General features: G+C 72.1%; 15 protein-coding genes. 10 read left to right on the top strand and 5 right to left on the bottom strand.

Annotation, left to right across the window (positions count from 1 at the left end):
- Positions 1-76 precede the first annotated feature (76 nt).
- On the bottom strand, positions 77-523 hold the full coding sequence (locus tag WMF39_RS40015; RefSeq protein WP_437741707.1) for a universal stress protein: 447 nt from the start codon (positions 521-523) through the stop codon (positions 77-79).
- Positions 498-2,675, bottom strand: a complete 2,178-nt coding sequence (locus WMF39_RS40010; RefSeq protein ID WP_437741706.1) for a DUF2079 domain-containing protein — start codon at positions 2,673-2,675, stop codon at positions 498-500. The genes WMF39_RS40015 and WMF39_RS40010 overlap by 26 nt, the downstream gene beginning before the upstream one ends.
- Positions 2,676-2,822: 147 nt before the next feature.
- On the opposite strand from WMF39_RS40010, the gene WMF39_RS40005 reads away from it, so the two are divergent.
- The gene (locus WMF39_RS40005) at positions 2,823-3,461 is read left to right on the top strand and encodes a hypothetical protein (RefSeq protein WP_437741705.1); all 639 of its coding nucleotides are present in this window, start codon (positions 2,823-2,825) and stop codon (positions 3,459-3,461) included.
- A gap of 61 nt (positions 3,462-3,522) precedes the next feature.
- On the opposite strand, the gene WMF39_RS40000 is transcribed toward WMF39_RS40005, so the two are convergent.
- The 3 genes from WMF39_RS40000 to WMF39_RS39990 all read right to left on the bottom strand — a co-directional run bounded on the left by WMF39_RS40000 (position 3,523) and on the right by WMF39_RS39990 (position 6,915).
- Positions 3,523-4,506, bottom strand: a complete 984-nt coding sequence (locus WMF39_RS40000) for a lysylphosphatidylglycerol synthase transmembrane domain-containing protein (protein ID WP_437741704.1) — start codon at positions 4,504-4,506, stop codon at positions 3,523-3,525.
- A gap of 112 nt (positions 4,507-4,618) precedes the next feature.
- Positions 4,619-5,584, bottom strand: a complete 966-nt coding sequence (locus WMF39_RS39995; RefSeq protein ID WP_437748094.1) for a glycosyltransferase family 2 protein — start codon at positions 5,582-5,584, stop codon at positions 4,619-4,621.
- Between the two features lie 503 nt (positions 5,585-6,087).
- Positions 6,088-6,915: a hypothetical protein gene (locus tag WMF39_RS39990; RefSeq protein WP_437741703.1), complete on the bottom strand. Its 828-nt coding sequence runs from the start codon at positions 6,913-6,915 to the stop codon at positions 6,088-6,090.
- A gap of 308 nt (positions 6,916-7,223) precedes the next feature.
- Here WMF39_RS39990 and WMF39_RS39985 point away from each other — a divergent pair, with 308 nt between their 5' ends.
- The 9 genes from WMF39_RS39985 (at position 7,224) to WMF39_RS39945 (ending at position 18,307) form a co-directional block, all read left to right on the top strand.
- On the top strand, positions 7,224-9,182 hold the full coding sequence (locus WMF39_RS39985) for a serine/threonine-protein kinase (RefSeq protein ID WP_437741702.1): 1,959 nt from the start codon (positions 7,224-7,226) through the stop codon (positions 9,180-9,182).
- Between the two features lie 51 nt (positions 9,183-9,233).
- A complete protein-coding gene (locus tag WMF39_RS39980; protein WP_437741701.1) occupies positions 9,234-9,533 on the top strand; it encodes a hypothetical protein in 300 nt (99 codons plus the stop codon).
- Positions 9,530-10,372: a sigma-70 family RNA polymerase sigma factor gene (locus WMF39_RS39975; RefSeq protein ID WP_437741700.1), complete on the top strand. Its 843-nt coding sequence runs from the start codon at positions 9,530-9,532 to the stop codon at positions 10,370-10,372. Before WMF39_RS39980 ends, WMF39_RS39975 begins: the two co-directional genes overlap by 4 nt.
- Before the next feature lie 26 nt (positions 10,373-10,398).
- Entirely contained in the window at positions 10,399-11,427 is a 1,029-nt protein-coding gene (locus tag WMF39_RS39970; RefSeq protein WP_437741699.1) for a hypothetical protein, read from the top strand.
- Positions 11,428-11,459: 32 nt separating this feature from the next.
- Positions 11,460-12,596 (top strand): PEGA domain-containing protein, encoded by a 1,137-nt coding sequence (locus WMF39_RS39965; RefSeq protein WP_437741698.1) that lies wholly within the window; start codon positions 11,460-11,462, stop codon positions 12,594-12,596.
- Positions 12,597-12,616: 20 nt separating this feature from the next.
- Positions 12,617-14,203, top strand: coding sequence for a hypothetical protein (locus WMF39_RS39960; RefSeq protein WP_437741697.1), 1,587 nt, complete (start codon positions 12,617-12,619; stop codon positions 14,201-14,203).
- A gap of 457 nt (positions 14,204-14,660) precedes the next feature.
- Complete coding sequence (locus WMF39_RS39955) at positions 14,661-15,452, top strand: PP2C family protein-serine/threonine phosphatase (RefSeq protein WP_437741696.1); 792 nt, start codon at positions 14,661-14,663, stop codon at positions 15,450-15,452.
- Positions 15,453-15,629: 177 nt separating this feature from the next.
- Positions 15,630-16,724 carry a hypothetical protein gene (locus WMF39_RS39950; protein WP_437741695.1) on the top strand — a complete coding sequence of 365 codons (1,095 nt, stop codon included), beginning with the start codon at positions 15,630-15,632 and terminating at the stop codon, positions 16,722-16,724.
- 20 nt (positions 16,725-16,744) lie between these two features.
- A complete protein-coding gene (locus WMF39_RS39945; RefSeq protein WP_437741694.1) occupies positions 16,745-18,307 on the top strand; it encodes a PGRS family protein in 1,563 nt (520 codons plus the stop codon).
- Positions 18,308-18,465 lie beyond the last annotated feature (158 nt).

Raw genomic sequence — 18,465 nt, 5'->3', positions numbered from 1 at the left:
GGAAGTCGGGAAATTTCTAACGCCCGGTTCGGCGGCGCCGGACACCGGATCCGATCGTTTCGTGATGTCACATACATCAGGCCGGTTGTGGTCCCCGTATCGACAGGACCGGGACCTTTGCCGATCTCACCACCCGCTGCGCCACGCTGCCGAGCAGCGCCCGCGCGACCGCCCCGCGCGCGTGCGTCCCGATCACGATCATGTCGGCGCCGATCTCGTCCGCGAGGCGGCAGATCTCCTCGTCGGGGACGCCGGCGCGCAGCACGCCCGAGATCTCGACGCCCGGCGCGGCGCGCCGGCGCTCGAGCACCTGATCGAGGCTCCGCTGCGCCGCATCGGCGATGCGGGCGGCGTCCTCGGCCGAGGGGATCAGGGACGAGCCTTCCGGGAAGCTGTAGACGGGCACGCTGTACACGTGCGCGACGACGATCTTCGCGGACAGCTTGCGGGCGAGCTCGATCGCCGTGTCGAGGGCGATCTCGGAGGTCGCGTTGAAGTCATGGGCCAGGAGGAGGGTCTTCATCTTGCTCCGCGGTGGTGGAGGGCGCAGGCGGCGCGCCGCCGCCCTTTCGGTCCGGCTTTCGTAGCTCCGGGGGCGGGTCTCCGGTAGGGGGCTCGTCGGAGGCCGCCGGGGCCGGCGGCTGCGCCTTCGACGGCGGCTTGACCCGCTTGAACAGCGCCATCTTCTTCAGCCGGCTGAGCTCCTCGAGCTCGCCGCGCTTCACCGCCGCGTTGTGGCGCTCCAGGTCCTTGCCCTTGAGCTCCCCCTCGTCGAGCAGCACGTACTGGACGGTCGCGGCGCGGTCGCCCGGATAGAAATAGGCCTCCTTCCGGTTCGACACGTGCGGTCCCATCTTGCTCGTCGCGCCGACGATGGCGCTTTTCGGGATCGCTTCCACCTGCTTCCGGACCCAGGCGTAGGTCGCTTCCTGGTCGGGCGTCAGCTTGCGCGCCACGCGGGAGAAGCCGCCCCTGAACGACGCGTTCTCGACGAGGCCGCCGAACTTCCACGACATCAGCGCGGCCGCCACGATCATGGCGGCGAGCAGCGCGCGCGACAGCCGCCGCCCGTCGAGCCCGTAGTACGCGGCCGGCCCGGAGCCCTCGATCCGCTTGAGCGCGATCGGCGTCAGCACGAACGCGATGGGGAAGAGGATCGACGAGTACTGGAAGTGGATCGAGAACACCGCGTCGCGCGAGGCGAGCAGGCAGAACAGGAGCCCGTAGGCGAGCATCCAGCGCCCGGGCTTGGCGAGGAAGGGCAGGAAGCAGAGGGGGACGAAGAGCTGGAGCAGGAAGATGATCTTCGGCTCCTCCAGCAGGACCTTGAGCGCGAAGACAGGGTTCGTGAGGAGGGAGACGAGCATGCCGCCGAGCCCGCTCCGGTTCGGCATGAGCTCCTCGTAGTAATAGGCGAACGAATAAGCGTCCTTGCCGGACATGATGATGCCCGCCGACGTCATGAAGAACAGCTTCACGATGACGAAGTAGACGAGGCTCGTCGCGATGGTCACCCAGCCGAGGCGGGTCCTGCCCGGGCGCCGGTCGAAGATGGCGTAGAGCCCGATGAAGCACATCAGCAGGGAGACGTCCTCCCGGCAGAGCAGCAGCACGGCGAGGGTGACCCAGTACAGCCTGTCCCGGGCGGTCTCGTAGAAGTAGAGGAGCCAGACGACGAGCGGCGAGATCAGCGCGAGCGAGTGGAACTCGTACATGTTCGCGCCGTGCAGGGCCGGATAGATGGCCCACACGGCGGCGAGCAGGAGCGCCTTGCCGCGGTGAGCGAGCTTGTCGCGCGCGAGCAGGTACACGGGGACGACGCCGGCGCCGAGCCACGCGGACTGGAGGATGAGGAGGAACTCCGCCCTCGAGTAGATCAGGTAGAGCGGCGAGAACAGGATGAGGATCGGGTCGAAGTGCGCGGAGCCGTGGTAACCGGCCTTGAGCCAGGAGCAGCCGAGCGGCCGTCCGTGGATCGTCTGGTAGAAGATGTTGTCGTAGTACCCGAGGTCGGGCGTCCTGGTGTGCAGCGCGTGGTGGTTGGTGATCGCGAGCCGGGAGAAGAAGAGCGTGTAGCCCGTCCACATCGCGAGCAGGGCCAGCGGCGGGAGCCACCGTGCGACCGTCGCGAGCGCGCGGCCTCCGCGAGCGGGCGCGCCATCGAGCTCGGACGCATCGTCGAGCTCGGGCGAGAGCCGCGCGCGGCGGCCCCAGGCGTAGGCGCCGGCGCCCGTGGCCACGGCGGCGAGGGCGGCGAAGAAGATCGTGCTCTTCGGGCTGTCCTTCTCGATGTTCGGGAGCTTGAGCGCGGCGACGAACGGGAGCGCGAGCAGGGGGATCAGGGCGCGGTTGAGGCGGCCCACGGTGCCCACGAAGTCCCACGAGCGGGTGCGGGCCCGCCGCGCCAGCATCACGAGGAAGTAGGCGAGCCCGAGCCCCACGATGGCGGCGGCGGCGCCGCCGGCCATCCAGCGGCGCTCCACCTCGGTCAGCTTGTTCGTGTCGAGCTGCGCGTGCCGGCTCGGGTGGGTGAAGACCCAGGCCGTCACGGCGATGCTCATGCCGTAGAGGATCGGCCACGGCGCCAGGGTCAAGGCGGCGCGTGCGAGCCGCTCGAGGGCGCCGTCGAGCTTGGCGAGCGCGCTGTTCAGCCTGGTGCGGTGGTTCTCTAGCATAGGTGAGGCGGGTCCTCGGCTACTTGACCCCACCCCCCGCTGTCAAGGAGCGGGGGGAACATCGCAAAAGGACGCGGAAGGGCGTGTAACGACGCGAGGGCGCGGGAAGGGCAGGGCGCCACGCGCGGCCCGCGGTAGAATGGCGCCATGTCGCACTACCGGGATCATCTCGATGCGGCTCGCGCGCGCATCGAAACCCTCGAAGCCAAGCTGAAGGAGCGGGATGCGGCGCTCGCCGCCCGGGACGCGGAGATCGCGGAGATCCGTGCGGAGGTCGAGCGGTTGCGTGACGGATCGAACGATGATGGGCCGCCCGACGGGCCGCTCGGCCGGGGCGGTGGGCAGCGGGCCCTGCTGGTGGCGCTCGCGGTGTGCAGCTTCGCCACCGCGACGGGCTATGCGATGGTGCGCCCCTCGCACTGCCTGCAGCGCGGCGGGGCGTACCCCCCCTCTGCCGAGGTGTCGCTGCGCTCTCACGAGGGGTACGACACCTGGTCGAGCCGGGTCGACGGGGCGCGCGTCCGGGTGGGCAAGGCCGCGGGCGCGGCGCTCGAGCACGGCCGTGTCCGGGCGAAGCGCTGCTGGCAGCCGGACGGGCCGAGCGGGGAGGGGAGCGTGACCGTGACCTTCGCGCCGAGCGGCGAGGCCCACGTGGCGCTGGACGGGGCGCCCTTCGCCGGGACCGAGGTCGGCGCGTGCGTGGTCGACGCGTTCCGAGCCGCCGCGGCGCGGGTGCCGGCCTTCGAGGGGGAGCCTCTTCGGCTAACGACCCCGATCTCGCTCTGAGTCGATCGAAGGAGATCGTCGCTCGCGCTCGCCCCTGCGGGCGACGCAGGAGCTCGGGGCGCTAGCCGGATCGGGAGGTGGATGGGGCCGGGGAGGTGGGCGGGGGGGCCAGCTGCCAGCTCACGAAACCGACGGCGACGACGACGAGGTAGATGACGGCGAAGACCAGCAGGCCGAAGCTGACGCCGTGCTCGGCGGTGAAGCCGAGCGAAGGGAATACGAGGGAGAAGAAGAGCTCTCGGACACCTACGCCGGCGATCGAGATCGGCAAGAGACCGAGCAGGTTCGCGATGGCGAGCAAGCAGGTGACGTCGAAGAGCGAGAGCGGTACGCCAAGGGCGCGCGCGATGAGGTAGCCCTGCGCGAAGTTGACGACGAACGTCGCCACCGTGACCGGGAGCGTGAAGAGGAGCCCGCGCCCGACATGAGCGCGCAGCGCGACCAGGAAGCGGCTCGCCGCGCCGGGCTCCGCGCTCTCCGACGGATCCTTCGCGAGCTTGCGCGAGAAGGCGAGCAGCAGCCGCTCGGCCAGCCCGGGGATGAGCAACACGAGGGGCGCCAGGACCGTGAGGGCGATTCCACCCCACGTCAGCCAGGCCAGGCGGCCGGCGATCACCGCGCTGTAACGGGCGACGCCGACCGCGACGAACGCGGCGAGCACGTAGAGATCACACAGCCTGTCCATCACGACGGTGGCCAGCCCCTCCGCGTAAGGCACGCCGAGGTCGTGGCGCAGGTAGCGGATCCGGAGCAGGTCGCCGACCCGCCCGGGGGTCAGCATGCCAACATAGAGCGACGTCGCGTAGGCGCTCCACGCACGCCGAAGCGGATAGACGATGCCTCGGGCGCGCAGCAGCGCGTCCCAGCGGACCACCTTGAGGTGGATGTTGAGGACGTTCAGCGCCGCCGCGAGCGCGAGCGGGCCAGCCGAGGCCGATACGACCGCGCCGAGCACCGCGTCCCGGTCGTCCATGCGCACGACCACGAGGACGAGCAAGAGCGGGCCAATCAGGCGGACGAGGGCGCGCAGGGCGGTGCGGCTCACGACGGCAAACCCCGGCCGCGCGCTCAGCGCGGCGCCGCGGAGCAGAGGGCCTGAAGAGAGGGGAGGCGCCCGGACGCGGGGACCCAGGACCGATCGAGGCGAGGCTCGGAGATCACTCGAACTCCTCGCGGATGGGCGGCTCGTCTGCCAGGTGGCGCTGCTGCATCTGGAAGGTGAGGAACTCGCCGATGAAACCCATCGAGAAGAACTGGATGCCGAGGAGGATCATCAGCACGCCGAGGAGGAGCAGCGGCCGGTCTCCGATCTTGTGACCGAGCAGCCAGAGGAACGTCAAATACGCGTTGATGGTCACGCCGGTCGCCGCGAAGACCAGGCCGATGAGGCCGAAGAGGTGCATCGGCTTCTTCGAGTAGCGCGTCAGGAACATGACGCTGAGCAGGTCGAAGAAGCCGCGCAGGATGCGCTCCAGTCCGTAGCGCGAGGCGCCGTACTTGCGAGCGTGATGGCGCACCGGGATCTCCGTGACGCGGAAGCCTTGCCAGGCGGCGAGCGCCGGGATGTACCGGAAGAGATCTCCGTAGATCGGGATGGTGCGCAGCACCTCGCGACGGTAGGCCTTGAAGCCACAGTTCATGTCATGGAGCTTCACGCCCGTGACCGCGCGGACGGTCCCGTTGAAGATCCGGGACAGGACGAGGCGATTGGCGGGGTCGAGGCGGTTGACCTTCCAGCCCACCACGACGTCGAGGCCCTCCTCGACCTTGGCGATGAAGCTCGGCAGATCGGCCGGGTCGTCCTGGAGATCGGCATCCATCGTGACGACCACGGCGCCCCTCGCCTTGCGGAACCCGGCCGTGAGCGCCGTCGCCTTGCCGAAGTTCTTCCGCAGCCGGATCCCCTTCACGACCGGGTTCTCCGCGCGGATCCTGGAGATGACGCCCCAGCTGTCGTCCGTGCTGCCGTCGTCCACGAAGATGAGCTCGTAGGAGAAGCGCCCTTTCAAGGCCTGATCCACCCGCTGCGCGAGCTCCGTCAGGCTCTCCGCCTCGTTCAGCCCCGGGACGACCACCGAGACGTGCGGCGCCGCCGAGGCGGCCGGCGCGATGGAAGGCGCCATGAGGCTCGGGCGAGGATCGAAGGCGGCGAGCCCGAACGTGGCCCGGTCCTCCGGAGCCTCGTGAGGGGCAGGTGTGGGGGGTTGGTCCACAATCACGGCGGCGGAGGATAGCAGAACGTCACGAGAAGGCGCGGTTCCGTCCGAGAACGCGCTGCAAGCGCGACGGCAACGAGGGCAGGACGTGCTGCCGGTCACCGGCAGGGGTTGGGGGAAGGGCTGCGGAGAGCCGGCAGGGGTTCGGGCAAGGGCCGCAGAGACCCGGCAGGGGTTGGGGGAAGGGCTGCGGAGGGCCGGCAGAGGGGCAGGGAAGGGCTGCGGAGAGCCGGCAGGGGTTGGGGGAAGGGCTGCGGAGACCCGGCAGGGGTTGGGGGAAGGGCTGCGGAGACCCGGCAGGGGTTGGGGGAAGGGCTGCGGAGAGCCGGCAGGGGTTCGGGCAAGGGCTGCTGGGGGTGGCGGAGGCAGGGCGGCGCACGCTCGCCGGCCCCCTGCGCTCCTCCGCCGGCTCAGCCGGGCGTGCTCTCTTCTGCCTCGGTCTCCGCGGCGTCCTCTTCTTCAGCCGGCGCGGCCTCCTCCTCCTCCTCCGGTGCGGCGGCCGCCGGCGCGCGCTGCGGGCTGCGCTCGAGGAGGGCGAGGAACGGCGCGTGGAGCGCCTCGAGGAGCTCGCGGTGCTTGCCGGTCGGCGTGTGCTCGATGAGCCAGCCGATCTCGCCGTGGATGGCGTTGAACGCCTGCGTACACGCGACCACCGCCTCCCGGATGCGCTTCGACCGCGCGACCGCGCGCTTCTGGCCGGAGCTCCGGCCGAGCCCCTTGGCGAGCGCCTCGGTCGCCTCTTCGATGCGCTTCAGGTACGCGCCGGCGCCGACCTTCTTCACGTCGGCGGCGAGCGGCGCCTTGCCCGCGACCGCGACCTGGTGCCAGCCGTAATCGACCTCGGCGTCGTACGTGTACCGGGTCTGCTCGGTGCCCGCCCCCGCGAGCAGGGCGCCGCGGAGCCGCACCGCAGCGTCGCGCTGCGCTGGATCCTTGCTCTCGGCCGCCGAGGCCAGGAAGAGGTGCAACGCCCGCTGGGCAGTGTCCCACTCCGTGTCGAGCTCGGCGAGCGCCGCGGCCGAGGCGACGCCGAGCGCCTCGTCGAGCGCCCGAATGCTCCAGAGCGCGCGGGCCTTCCAGATCACCGGCTTCGGCGCTTCGAGCAGGAGCGCCGCCGGGACGCGGTTCGGGACATCGTACTTGTCGATCGAGACGCCCTTCCACGCTCCCTGCTCGAGATCCCGCGCGAAGGCGCTGAACGCCTTGTCGGTGACGAAGCTGTATCCATAGGCTGCCATCGTTCTCTTCTCCGATCCTCCCCCAGGAAACTGGGCATCTTAGTGGGAGCGCCTCGCGCGTTCGCAACCGCTTTGCGCAAAGGGTCCTGTCGGAACCGTGCTCGGCGCGGCCAGTGGCCAACTGGCCAATGGCCAGCGGGCATGCGAGGGCGCGTGGGCGCCTGGTGGTCGGCGGTCGCGTCGTTTTCGAAGGGGGAGGCGTCGATCGGGTGAGCACTCCGGCGGCGCCGAGCCGACATGGGTAGGCGACGGCAGCGCCTCCAGAGGAGGGGCGCTCGCCCGAGAGGCACCCGCCCATGGACAACGCGATGCTCCCTCTCACGGAACCCACGAGACGGCCGGCCTTCGTCACGGCGGCGCTGGCCGTCACGGCGGACCTGCCCGCCGCCGCGCTGGCCGTCACCGAGGCGTTCCCGCCGCAGCAGCCCGCGGATAGCGTGGGCGCCGGGAAGGAGCGGGAGAGCGCCGTGAGCGACGCCGAGGAGCCGATCGAGCGGCAGGTGTTCCAGCCGGGTCAGGTCTTTCACCAGATGGAGATCGTGCGCTTCGTGGGCGCCGGGTACTCCGGCGAGGTGTACGAGGTCCGCCACCGGATCACCGGCGCGCGGTGCGCCCTTAAGATGATGCACCTGCGCGACCGGAAGGACGCCAGGAAGGCCGAGAGGAGCCTGGCCGAGGCCCACGGGACGTTCGGGATCCAGCACGCCAACGTGGTCGAGGTCTTCGACATCGGCTGCGAGGCGGACGGCACGGCGTGGATGCTCATGGAGTTCCTCGACGGGCCGACGCTGAGCACCATCCTGGAGCGCCAGGGGAGGCTGTCGCCGCTGTTCGCGCTGCACGTCGCGCTCGAGGCCGCGTGGGGGCTCGACGCGGCGCACGAGAACCAGATCATCCACCGCGACGTGAAGCCGGACAACATCGTCTTCACCGCGGACGGGATGGTGAAGGTCGTCGATTTCTCGATCGCGAAGGTCATCCCCTACGAGATGCGGACGACCCAGCGCAACGTGCGCCTCGGGACGGCCGCGTACATGGCGCCCGAGAACCTCGCCGGGAACGAGGCGGACGCGCGCTTCGACGTGTACTCGCTGGGGCTCGTGCTCTGGGAGATGATGGCCGGCCGCCACCCGTTCCGCGACGCGTTCGACGACCGGACGAAGCTCGTGAACTGGCAGTTCTTCGCGGATCCCGCGCCGCTGTCGGAGGTGGCGGGGCTGCCGGCGTACGTGGACGAGGTGATCCGGCGCGCGACGGCGAAGCAGCCGGCGACGCGGTACCTGTCGATGGCCGAGATGGCGCAGGGCATGATCGCGCTGCGCAGGCGCCTCGAGCAGGACGAGGCGGAGGGCCGGATCTCGCTGGCGACGCCGCCCGGCGAGCCGCCGATCCCGGGCCGGCCGGGGCGGCGCGCGGTCTACCGGGCGCCGGTGACGGGGCCGACGCTCGAGGTGCCGCGGGGGGAGCCGTCGGCCAGGGTGGTGGTGGCGTCGCCGGCGCCCGCCCTGGGGCCCGGCGGAACGGCGCCGATGGATCTGGAGAGCGTCCGGGCGGCGGCGTTCGGGCCTGGACCGTGGCCGGCGGGCCGCGAGGGGGACGGGCGCGCGCCGGGCAGCCAAGGGAGGACGGCGCGGGGGACGGAGATCATGGAGGTGACGTCGCTGTCGTCGCCGTCCGGTCCGCCGCCGGGGTCGTCCCGGCCGCCCGCGGTGCGCACGACGAGCCCGATGCTCCGGCTGCTGGCCGCGGAGGGCGAGCGCGGGTCGGGGGAGCGGGGAGTGGGAGCGCGCGCCGGGCGCGAGGTGCGCATGGCGCCGTGGATGCTGATCGCGCTGGTGCTCGCCTCCTCGGCGGCGAGCGCGCTGGCCGTGAGGTGGCTCGCGCCGCCGGGCACGCCCGCGACCTCGGCGGAGGATGCCGGCGCAAAGGCGGCTGCCAGCGCAACCGCGGTTGCCGGCGGAACGGTGGCTGCCAGCGCAACGGCGGTTGCCAGCGCAACGCCGGTCGGTGCGGCGGAGGGCGCAACGCCGGTCGGAGCGGAGGGCGCAACCTCGGTCGGCGCGGAGGGCGCAACCTCGGTCAGGCCGGCAACCCCGGCCAGGCCGGCGGCGGCGGCGGGCGCAACCTCGGTCAGGTCGGCAACCCCGGTCAGATCGGCAACCCCGGTCAGGTCGGCAACCCCGGTCGGGTCGGCGCGCCGGCCAGCGGCGACGGCCAAGCCGGGGCGGCAGGGGGCCGCGCCCTTCGGAGACGCGCCGATTTTCTAGGGATGTGCAGGGCAGGGCGCTGGAGCGTGCGAGCGCGGAGAGGAGGCCGGAATGTCACAGGACGATCGAAACGACGAGCAGCGGCTGCGCGCGGAGCGCGTGGTGGCGGAGACGATCGAGCGGAGCCTCGCGCCGTACCGCGGGCTCGTGCCGGAGGCGATGCTCGCGCAGCTGCGCGAGGCGATGGAGGACGAGCTCGTCAAGAACCCCTACTCCGTCGCGCTGTTGCGCCAGCTGATGGCGCGGCCGGTGCCGTCGTCGAGCGGGGAGGTGCCGTGCGAGGGCGTGCCGGCGGAGCGTGGCCACGACCGCAAGGGGGGCGCGGCGGGCGGCGGGAGGGAGGGCGCGTGACCGGCGAGGGCGAGGGCAAAGACGCCGAGGTGCTGCTGCTGCTCACGCCGAGGCAGCGGGCGCTGGTCGAGCGCGCGCTGCCGATGGTCGAGGCCCAGGCCCGCTGGTACGCGCGCAGGTACGCGGGGCTGGTCGACCGGGACGAGCTCGCCGCGGCGGGCTCGGCGGCCGTGGTGGAGGCGGTGCGCCGGTACGACGAGGCGCAGGGCGTCTCGTTCGAGGGGTACGCGCGCGCGCGGATGGACGGCAGCATGCTGGACCTGATCCGGGCGGAGACGCAGGCGCGGCGGCGCGACGTGGCGATGCGGCGGGCGATGGCGGCGCTGTCGGAGCACCACAAGGGCGGGTTCGACCTCTTGCGGGACGGCCCGGAGGAGATCCAGGGTCGGCTTCAGGAGTTCTGCGACGCGCTGGCGACGGTGGGGGTCGTGGCGGGGGTGGCGGCGATGCGGCGGCCGGTGTCCGACGAGGAGGCGGCGGAGCGCGTGGCCTACGTGGGGGCGATCCGGGCGCTGGGGGAGGCGTTCGCCGAGCTGCCCGAGGACGAGCAGCGGGCGCTCGGGGCGGTGTTCGTGGACGGGATGGACATGCGCGAGGCGGAGGCGTTCCTCGGGGTGCCGTACATCACGGTGCGGCGGCGGCTGGAGCGGGGCAGGGAGCGGCTGCGCAAGGCGCTCTGGAAGCGGGGGGTGAAGGAGATGCCGCCGCCGCGGGGCGCGCCGGGGGTGGGGCCGGTGCTGCCCGGGGTGCGGGGCGATGGGCCGGCGGGTGGAGGCGCAGGAGGCACGGCAGGCGCGGAACGCGCGGGGAAGCGAGGACCCGGGTCGCGCGGGCGGTAGGCCGCGCGGGTGCAGGGAGCGAGGCGATGGCGAAGCAGCACGGCGAAGCGGCGGGCGTGCCCCGGGCGATCCAGAGCCAGGGCGAGGACGAGGCGAAGGCCTACGCGGTGGGCGAGGTCGCGCCAAGGCCGCTGCACCCGACGCTGGAGATGGAGCGGGTCCACATCGAGGATCCGCGGCGGGTGCCGCCGCCGCGGGACGGCGCGAGGCGGGGCGGCGGGGCGCGCAACCCGGAGCAGCGCGCGCCGCTCGCCGACGTGGGGGCGCCGACCGTGTCGATGCCGGAGGGGCTGGCGGTGACGAAGCGGCAGCCGATCGTGATCGACAGCGAGATCCTCGCGGAGTGGCACGGGGGGCGGAGCGGGGGAGGCGAGGAGAGGGGGAGCGAGGCGGCGGGGAGCGAGGGGGCGGGGAGGGGCGAGGCGACCGGGAGAGACGAGGCGACTGGGAGAGACGAGGCGGCGGGGAGCGCGGGAGCGAGACGCGCGGCGCCGCGGCTCGCGGAGGTCGCGGCGGCGCGGCGCACGCAGCGCCGGGCGGGCCGGCAGCGCGCGGCGTGGGTGCTAGCGGTGGGCGTTTTGCTGGCGATCGGGGTGTCCGTGCTGCGAGCCGGGTGGGGAGCGAGCGACGGTGCGGGAGAGGCGGCCGCGGAGAAGGCGGGCGCGGCGCAGGGCGAGGCGAAGGGGGCGGCTGCGGAGAAGGCAGGCGCGCCGGTTGCGGAGAAGGCAGGCACGCTGGGGGCAGCGATGGCCAGCGCTCCGGCTGTGAGCGCGTCGGAGGGGCCGGTCGCAGCGCCGGGTGGAGCCGCGGCCTCGGTGCGGATGACGCCGCCCATGGAAGGATCGCCGGGAGCAGCGAGCGGCGCGCAGCAGGACAGGTCGGGTGGGCCGGCGGCGTCGGCGGCGTCGCAGGGCACTGCGCCGAGGGCGCGTGATGGCAGCTCCGCGACGCCGTCGCGGCAGGCGCCGAGGGAGCCGGCGGGCGCGGCGCCGGTGAAAGAGAGGCAGGAGGCGCCGCGGCCGCCGAGCCCCTACGACACGCCGAACTTCGATTGAGCCGCCAGGATGGATCGACGATGGGAGACGCGATGAGGAACCTGACGATGCACGTGACGGGCGCGGCGCTCTGCGCGCTGTCCACCTGCGCCCTGGTGCCTGCGACGGCCCTGGCGCAGCCCGCGCCGCCGGCCGCGGCGGCGAGCGGCGACGAGGAGGGCCGCGGCGACAACGCCCGCGCGACGCAGCTCTACCGTGAGGGGAACGAGGCGTTCAAGCAGAAGCGGTGGTCGGACGCGGAGCTCCTGTACCTGAAGGCGTGGGCGCTTGTGAGGACGTTCGACATCGCGGCCAATCTCGGGGAGGTGCAGATCCAGCTGAACAAGGTGCGGTCGGCGGCGACGTTCCTCGCGTTCGCGCTGAGGACGGCGCCGCCGTCGACGAAGCCGGAGCAGATCGCGCGGATCCGGCACTTCCTCGACCACGCGAAGGCGCAGGTGGGGACGTTGCGCGTGAGGGTGAAGAACGCGGCGGACGCGGAGATGCTCGTGGACGGCGAGCGCGTGCTGGAGGACGCGGTGAAGCATGAGCTGTACGTGGACCCGGGGGAGCACACGCTGGCGATCCGGCGAGCGGGGTACGAGGACCAGGTGATGCGGGTGGTGGCGGCGGCGGGGGTGACCGAGACGGTCATGCCGGAGCTGAAGCCGAAGGCGGTGAACGCGCCGGAGGCAAGAGGGCCAGGTGGGAAGGGGCCGGGCGCAGCGGCACCGGAAGCAGCGAGCACGCCGGGGATGGGGGCGGCGAAGACGAAGATGCCGGCGGCGGGGGCGAGGGTGCAGGAGCCGCGGAGCTGGGTGCCTGTGATCGCGCTGGGGGCGGCGAGCGCGGTGGGGCTTGGCGTCGGGATCGGACTGACCCTGGCGTCCAACGGCGCGAGCGCGGAGGCCGACGCGCAGCTCGACGCGATCTTGAAGGTGCGCACCCACTGCTTGAACCCGCCTACAGCAGCGCCCGAGCGGTGCGCGGAGCTGCGCAGGACCGTGTCGCGCCTCGACACGCTCGGCAATGGCGCGCGCGTGGCGTACGCGACGGCGGGCGCGCTGGTGATCGCCGCGGTGACGTACGCGATGTGGCCGCGCGCAAAGAGCATCGCGACCGGCCGGGTGCGTGTAGCACCCACGCTTAGCGTGCAGGGCGGGAGCCTCGTGGTGCAGGCGACGTGGTGACCCGAGCAAGAGAGGACACGATGAAGCCGTTCACCTTCCATTCGCGCTCGACCGTCGCGGTGCTCGCTCTCCTCGCCGGGGGGTGCGACGTTCTGTGGAGCCATGAGATTGACCGGTGCGAACGCACCGCCTCCTGCGACTACCTGCGCTCGCCGAGCGATGGTGGGGGACCACCCCTCGCGTGCGTGCCCACCGAGAACGGCGAGGCCATCGACGCGAGTTGCGGCGTATTCGCGAAGCCCGGGCCTGCGTCCGGCGGCGATGGGACCAAGGCGAGGCCGTTCGCGTCGCTGCAGGAGGCGATCGATAAGGCGGGCGGCGGGCCGGTGTATGCGTGCGCGGCGCAGGGGGCGGCGTTCGCGGAGGCGGTGACGATCGCGAGCGGAGTGGAGATCTATGGCGGGTTCGACTGCGATGCGTGGACGTGGAGCGCGAGCGCGCGGAGCGCTATCGAGGGGCCCGCGGATGTCGCGGCGGTGACGGTGACCGAGGAAGCGGGGCGCGCGAAGGTCTGGGGGTTCGTGATCACCGCGGCGAGTGCGACGCTCCCGGGCGGGTCGTCGATCGGCGTGGCAGTGGCGGACGTCGAGGCGGAACTCGCGCAGGTGGATGTGACGGCGGGCGATGGGATGGACGGTGCGAAGGGCGAGACGCCGGGGGAGGCGCCGCAGGCGGGCGCGAGCGCGACGACGATGAGCGCGTCGAATGCGTGCGAGCTACCCGCGGACGTGCGAGGCGGCGAGCCCGGCGTGACGATGTGCGACGACGGCGAGACGCGCGGGGGTCGAGGCGGGCCCGGAGGAACCCCGGGGATGGACGAGGGTAACGGGCAACGCGGGGAGGACGGCGCGCCGTTGCCGGAGGAGAACCCTGACGAGTACGGGCTCGGTGGCGTGGGACAGACGGATCCAGATGGCGCCTGCAAGCCCGGCACAATCGGCAAAAGTGGCGCTCGCGGCATGACTGGCGCAGCCGGAGGCAGCACGACGCTGACATTGACCGGTGTCGTGGGCGGCGACGGCGGTCGAGGCATAACAGGCGGTCGTGGTCAAGGGGGGGGAGGCGGCGGCGGAGCGAAAGCAGGGCTGTTCTGCTCGGCCAGCACCGACACCGTGGAGGGACCTGGCGCGAGCGGCGGCGGCGGCGGAGCTGGGGGTTGCGGCGGTAAAGGAGGAGGCGGTGGCAAGGCCGGCGGGTCGAGCATCGGGATCCTCAGCCTCGGGTCGAAGCTGGTGCTGACGGAAGTGACCGTCGCAGTGGGCAAGGCGGGCAAGGGCGGAGACGGTGCTGGCGGAAGGGGCGGTGCCGCTGGGGGCAGCGGCGGGCCTGGGGGTGCTGCTTCGCCCCTCGGTGGATCCATCGGCTGCCGAGGCGGAGACGGCGGTCAAGGCGGAGCGGGTGGCCCCGGCGCTGGCGGTCGAGGCGGTCACGCCGTGGGCATCGCCTACGCGGTGGCTCCGAGCGAAGCGCCGGCGGTGCAATTCACCTTCGGCACAGCGGGCGACGGCGGCAGCGCCGCGCCCGGCGGTCCGGCGGAGAGCGCCGGCGCGCCGGGGAGCGCGGGCATGTGTTGGAATTTCGGATCAGGTCGATCATGTGAGAATTGAAGCCATCTGGAGGGAATGAGCTTCTCCGGAGAACTCAAGGGCAACATCGCTTCAGGAGGCTGGACGTAGAGAGCACCCAGGCGGTACCTTCCGGCGTGCCGCGGCAACGCGGGTCGGTGGGCTGCTCGGGGCTAACAACACTGCTGAGAAAGCGTGAGTGCCGGGCGGGTGGGCCGATGGTCTGCTGAAATCCTCCACTGCTTCGTCAGGCCTATAGTCGGGATATCTATCCAATGGCCATTGGCAGCAGTCCGGGAGAAGCGGACCCCTTTTTGGCCAGGCGGCTGACGGGTGCGAGCGCGCGCCGCGCGTGCGTGCGCTGACGTGGCCCACGCGCGCTGAGCAGGGAGCAGCGCCTCGTGCGCTGAGGTGATCGTGAGGAGGATTGAGCGCGCCGCGATGCGCGGCGCGCCTTGGCTCGGCTCGTCTCAGCGACGAGCACGCGAGGAGGACGATCGTGTACCCACAGCTCGCCATCGAGGCGGCAGCGCAGTCGGACGTCGGGCGTCGGCGCAGCCACAATGAAGACAGCTTTGCGGCACTGCCGTACCTGGGGCTGTTCATGGTGGCCGATGGCCTTGGCGGCAACGCGGCCGGCGAGGTCGCATCCCGCATGGCCATCGAGGTGGTCAGGAACTGCTTCGAGGAGGACGGCGACCTGGAGAAAACCTGGCCCCGCGGGACAACGACGACCGGGACCTCGACGCCCAGCGACTGGGACGAGGTGCGGCTGGTGCTGAGCGTGCGGCGGGCCAACCGGGCGATCTACGAGGCCAGCCAGCAGCAGGAGGCGATGCGCGGCATGGCGACGACCTTCGCGGGCGTGCTGCTCGCGCCCGGCATGGCGTACATCGCACACGTGGGCGACTCGCGCGTCTACCGGATGCGCGGGGGGACGCTGGAGCGCTTGACGCGAGACCACACGCTGCTGGAAGAGCTGCTCGGGGACGGCGACGGAGCGCGGGAGGCGGTCGAGGCGCTGAGCGACCGGGCGAGCGCGGTCACTTGCGCACTGGGGGCCGACGAGAGCGTCGACATCGAGTCGCGTGTGGAGGCCACCGCACCGGGCGATGTCTTTCTCGTGTGCTCCGATGGGCTATGGGGCCCGGTGCCCGAGCGGCGCATCGCCGGGATCCTCGAGGCGCACCGCGACCTGAGCCTTGCGGCGGAGTTGCTGATCCATCTGGCCAACGAGCACGGTGGGCCGGACAACGTGACGTGCGTCTTGGCGCGCCTCGGAGGCGGGTGACGTGCGCGGCGATGACGCGTTGCTGCCTCCCGTCACGGGCGCACCAAGACCCAAGCGTGTGCGCGTGCTGCGAGATACCGAGCGCGGAGGAGCGCGGGGAGCGGGCACGTGGATGGCGGACTTCGCGAGAGCGAGGAAGCGACCGTGAAGCGAGAGATGCGTGCAGGTTGGCTGACAATGTCGGTGTTGCTCGGAAGCGCGGCGGCGACGACGAGCGCGCGCGGACAGGAGCGAGCGCAGCCGGTGCCGACCGCGGAGAGCGAGCGTGACCGCGTGGTGCGGGACTTCGAGCAGGGCCGGAGCGCGCACCTCGCGGGCCGGCTGGAGGAAGCGGAGCTGTTGTACCTGCGGACGTGGGCGCGGCTGAAGTCGGTCGAGATCGCGGCGAACCTCGGACAGGTGCAGCTGGTGCTGGGCAAACCCGCGTCGGCGGCGAAGCACCTTGCATACGGGGTGCGGACGGTGGGTCCTGAGATCGAGCCGCAGCGGCTGGCGCGGATGCTGGCGCTGCTGGAGGCGGCGAAGGCGCGGGCGGGGACGTTGCAGGTGCGGGTGAAGAACGTGGCGGACGCGGAGGTGTACGTGGACGGCGAGCGTGTGCCGGAGGACGCGGTGAAGCATGAGCTGTACGTGGAGCCTGGGGAGCACACGCTGGTGATCCGGCGAGCGGGGTACGAGGACGAGGTGGTGCGGCTGGTAGCGGCGCCGGGGGTGACCGAGACGGTCATGCCGGAGCTGAAGCCGAAGGCGGTGAAGGCGCCGGAGACGAGCGCGGCGGGGGCGAAGGTGCCGGGGGCCGGAGGCTCGAAGGGCGCGCAGGGCGCGGCGGCAGCGGCGAAGGGGGAGGCGAAGACGAAGGCGCCCGCGGCGGGGGCGCGGGTGGAGGAGCAGCGGAGCTGGGTGCCGGTCATCGCGCTGGGGGCGGCGAGCGCGGTGGGGCTCGGGGTGGCGGTGGGGTTCACGGTGGCGTCGAACGACGCGAGCGCGGATGCGCACCGGTACAGCGATGTGCTCGCGAGAGCGAACGAGCAGTGCATCGCGCCACGAGGAGAGTTCATGGAGACCTGCACACAAACGAGCGACGCTGCGTCGCGTGCTGGGACGATGGGCGACCTCGCGCTCGGCAGCTACATCGTGTCGGCGGGGCTGGCTATCGCCGCGGCCGCCTATGCAGTGTGGCCGAACCCTCAGAAGTCAACAGAAACAGCGGTGCGCGTGACGCCGTTCGGAGGCTCACGCACGGCTGGCGTCATCGTGGCAGGTGCGTGGTGAAGACCTCAAAGGCACAGACAATGAGCCTGCGCAGGCAGTGCTTGCTCCTGATGATGTGGATGAGCGCCATGCAGGGCGTCGCTTGCGATGGCCTCTGGTACCACATCGAGAACGACTGCGAACTGCTTCGGACGTGCTCTCACTTCATGAGTAGCGGTTCCGGTGGTGGTGCACCACCCATCGCGTGCGTGCCGAGCGAGAACGCCGCCGGAGTGGACGACGAGTGCGGTGTGTTCGTGTCGACGTCCGGGAGCGACGAGAACGACGCGACGAAGGAGGCGCCGTTGAAGACGCTGCGTGCCGCGTTGGCGCAGGCGGAAGCGACCGGAACGCGGCGTGTGTACGCGTGCGCGGAGACGTTCGCGGAGTCGGTGGAGGTCGCGGGGAGCGTGACGATCTACGGGGGCCTGGACTGCGCGAGCGGATGGGGTTGGGCCGGCGAGCAGAGGAAGACGGTGCTGACGGCGGGGGCAGGAGAGATCCCGTTGCTGATGCGCGGCGGGGGAGCAGAGGCGAAGGTGCGCGTTGAGGACGTGCACGTGCAGGCGCGCGGGATCGAACCTGACGACGTGGAGTCGGCGGGAGCGTCGTCGATCGCGGCGGTGGCGGAAGAGGTGAACGTGGAGCTCGCGCGGTGCGTGCTGGAGGCAGGCGATGCGGCGGCGGGAGCAGACGGGGCGCTGCACGAGGTGAGCGCGATGGGGGGCGCGATGGGGAACGGCGGCAACGCGGCGTGCTCGGAAGCCCTCGTCGTTCCGGGCGGAGAAGTGAAGAACGACTGCGGCACGCCGGAGGATGAGAGCGACGATTCGCTCAGTGGTGCCGGCGGCATCGGTCAAGCGGGCAAAGGCGGCGGGGGGGACAAAGGTTCGCCCGGGGCGATCCTGAACGGCGGCACGGGTGAAGAAGGAGAGGTGCGCTGCAAGGACGGGACCGCGGGAGACGACGGCACCGTGGGCGGGCCTGGCGCCGGTGCGACCGGTCTCGGCGAGATCAGCGCCAGCGGCTTCACCGGCGCCGCCGGCCGCGACGGCACCAAGGGCGGCACCGCGCAGGGCGGAGGCGGAGGAGGCGGAGCGAAGGGCGGCGCGGGCGTAGACAAGTGCACGGATGAAGCGGTGGCCGGTGGCGCGAGCGGCGGCTCAGGTGGTGCTGGCGGCTGCGGTGGTGCCGGTGGTCGAGGCGGCAGCGCGGGCGGATCGAGCATCGCGCTGATGAGCCTGAACGCGCAGCTGAGCTTCGAGGAGGTCACGCTGAAGACGGGGCGCGGCGGAGCTGGAGGCAAAGGCGGTGCAGGCCAAGAAGGCGGTCCTGGAGGAGCGGGCGGTCCAGGCGGGACGAAGGCCGAAGGAGCGACGGCGCTGCACGACGCGTGCGCTGGTGGTCCGGGCGGCAAGGGAGGAGCGGGCGGTCCCGGTGGCGGAGGGCGAGGCGGTCACGCGCTAGGGATCGCGTACAAGGGCGCGGCGCCGCCGGTGCAAGGCGTGACGGTGGAGCTGGGCGACGCGGGTCCGGGCGGCGCGGGTGCGAACGCGGAGGGCGAGGGCGCCGCGGGTGTGAAGGCCGAGGCGCGGGCGTTCTGAGGTGACGCGGCTCGACGCGGTGGTCGCGGCGAACAGGACGCCGCAACCGCCGCGTGGAGCGAGGCGACGAGAGAGAAGAGCGAAACGTCGCGCTGGAGTAGGCGCGACGAACGGGGACGTGTGCGCGCGTGGCGGGAGAACGAGCGCGGCGAGCGACT

The organism is Sorangium sp. So ce1504, assembly GCF_051521635.1.
Classification (GTDB): domain Bacteria; phylum Myxococcota_A; class Polyangia; order Polyangiales; family Polyangiaceae; genus Sorangium; species Sorangium cellulosum_B.
Note: the sequence above shows the minus strand (reverse complement) of the source record. Positions and strands in the feature narration are given on the sequence as shown.

Coding starts and splice junctions, on each gene's coding strand:
- WMF39_RS39980 (WP_437741701.1), top strand. CDS start 9,234: ATGTCACAGGACGATCGAAACGACGAGCAGCGGCTGCGCGCGGAGCGC.
- WMF39_RS39995 (WP_437748094.1), bottom strand. CDS start 5,584: ATGGCGCCTTCCATCGCGCCGGCCGCCTCGGCGGCGCCGCACGTCTCG.
- WMF39_RS39985 (WP_437741702.1), top strand. CDS start 7,224: ATGCTCCCTCTCACGGAACCCACGAGACGGCCGGCCTTCGTCACGGCG.
- WMF39_RS40015 (WP_437741707.1), bottom strand. CDS start 523: ATGAAGACCCTCCTCCTGGCCCATGACTTCAACGCGACCTCCGAGATC.
- WMF39_RS39965 (WP_437741698.1), top strand. CDS start 11,460: ATGAGGAACCTGACGATGCACGTGACGGGCGCGGCGCTCTGCGCGCTG.
- WMF39_RS39960 (WP_437741697.1), top strand. CDS start 12,617: ATGAAGCCGTTCACCTTCCATTCGCGCTCGACCGTCGCGGTGCTCGCT.
- WMF39_RS39990 (WP_437741703.1), bottom strand. CDS start 6,915: ATGGCAGCCTATGGATACAGCTTCGTCACCGACAAGGCGTTCAGCGCC.
- WMF39_RS39970 (WP_437741699.1), top strand. CDS start 10,399: ATGGCGAAGCAGCACGGCGAAGCGGCGGGCGTGCCCCGGGCGATCCAG.
- WMF39_RS40010 (WP_437741706.1), bottom strand. CDS start 2,675: ATGCTAGAGAACCACCGCACCAGGCTGAACAGCGCGCTCGCCAAGCTC.
- WMF39_RS39950 (WP_437741695.1), top strand. CDS start 15,630: ATGTCGGTGTTGCTCGGAAGCGCGGCGGCGACGACGAGCGCGCGCGGA.
- WMF39_RS39945 (WP_437741694.1), top strand. CDS start 16,745: ATGAGCCTGCGCAGGCAGTGCTTGCTCCTGATGATGTGGATGAGCGCC.
- WMF39_RS40005 (WP_437741705.1), top strand. CDS start 2,823: ATGTCGCACTACCGGGATCATCTCGATGCGGCTCGCGCGCGCATCGAA.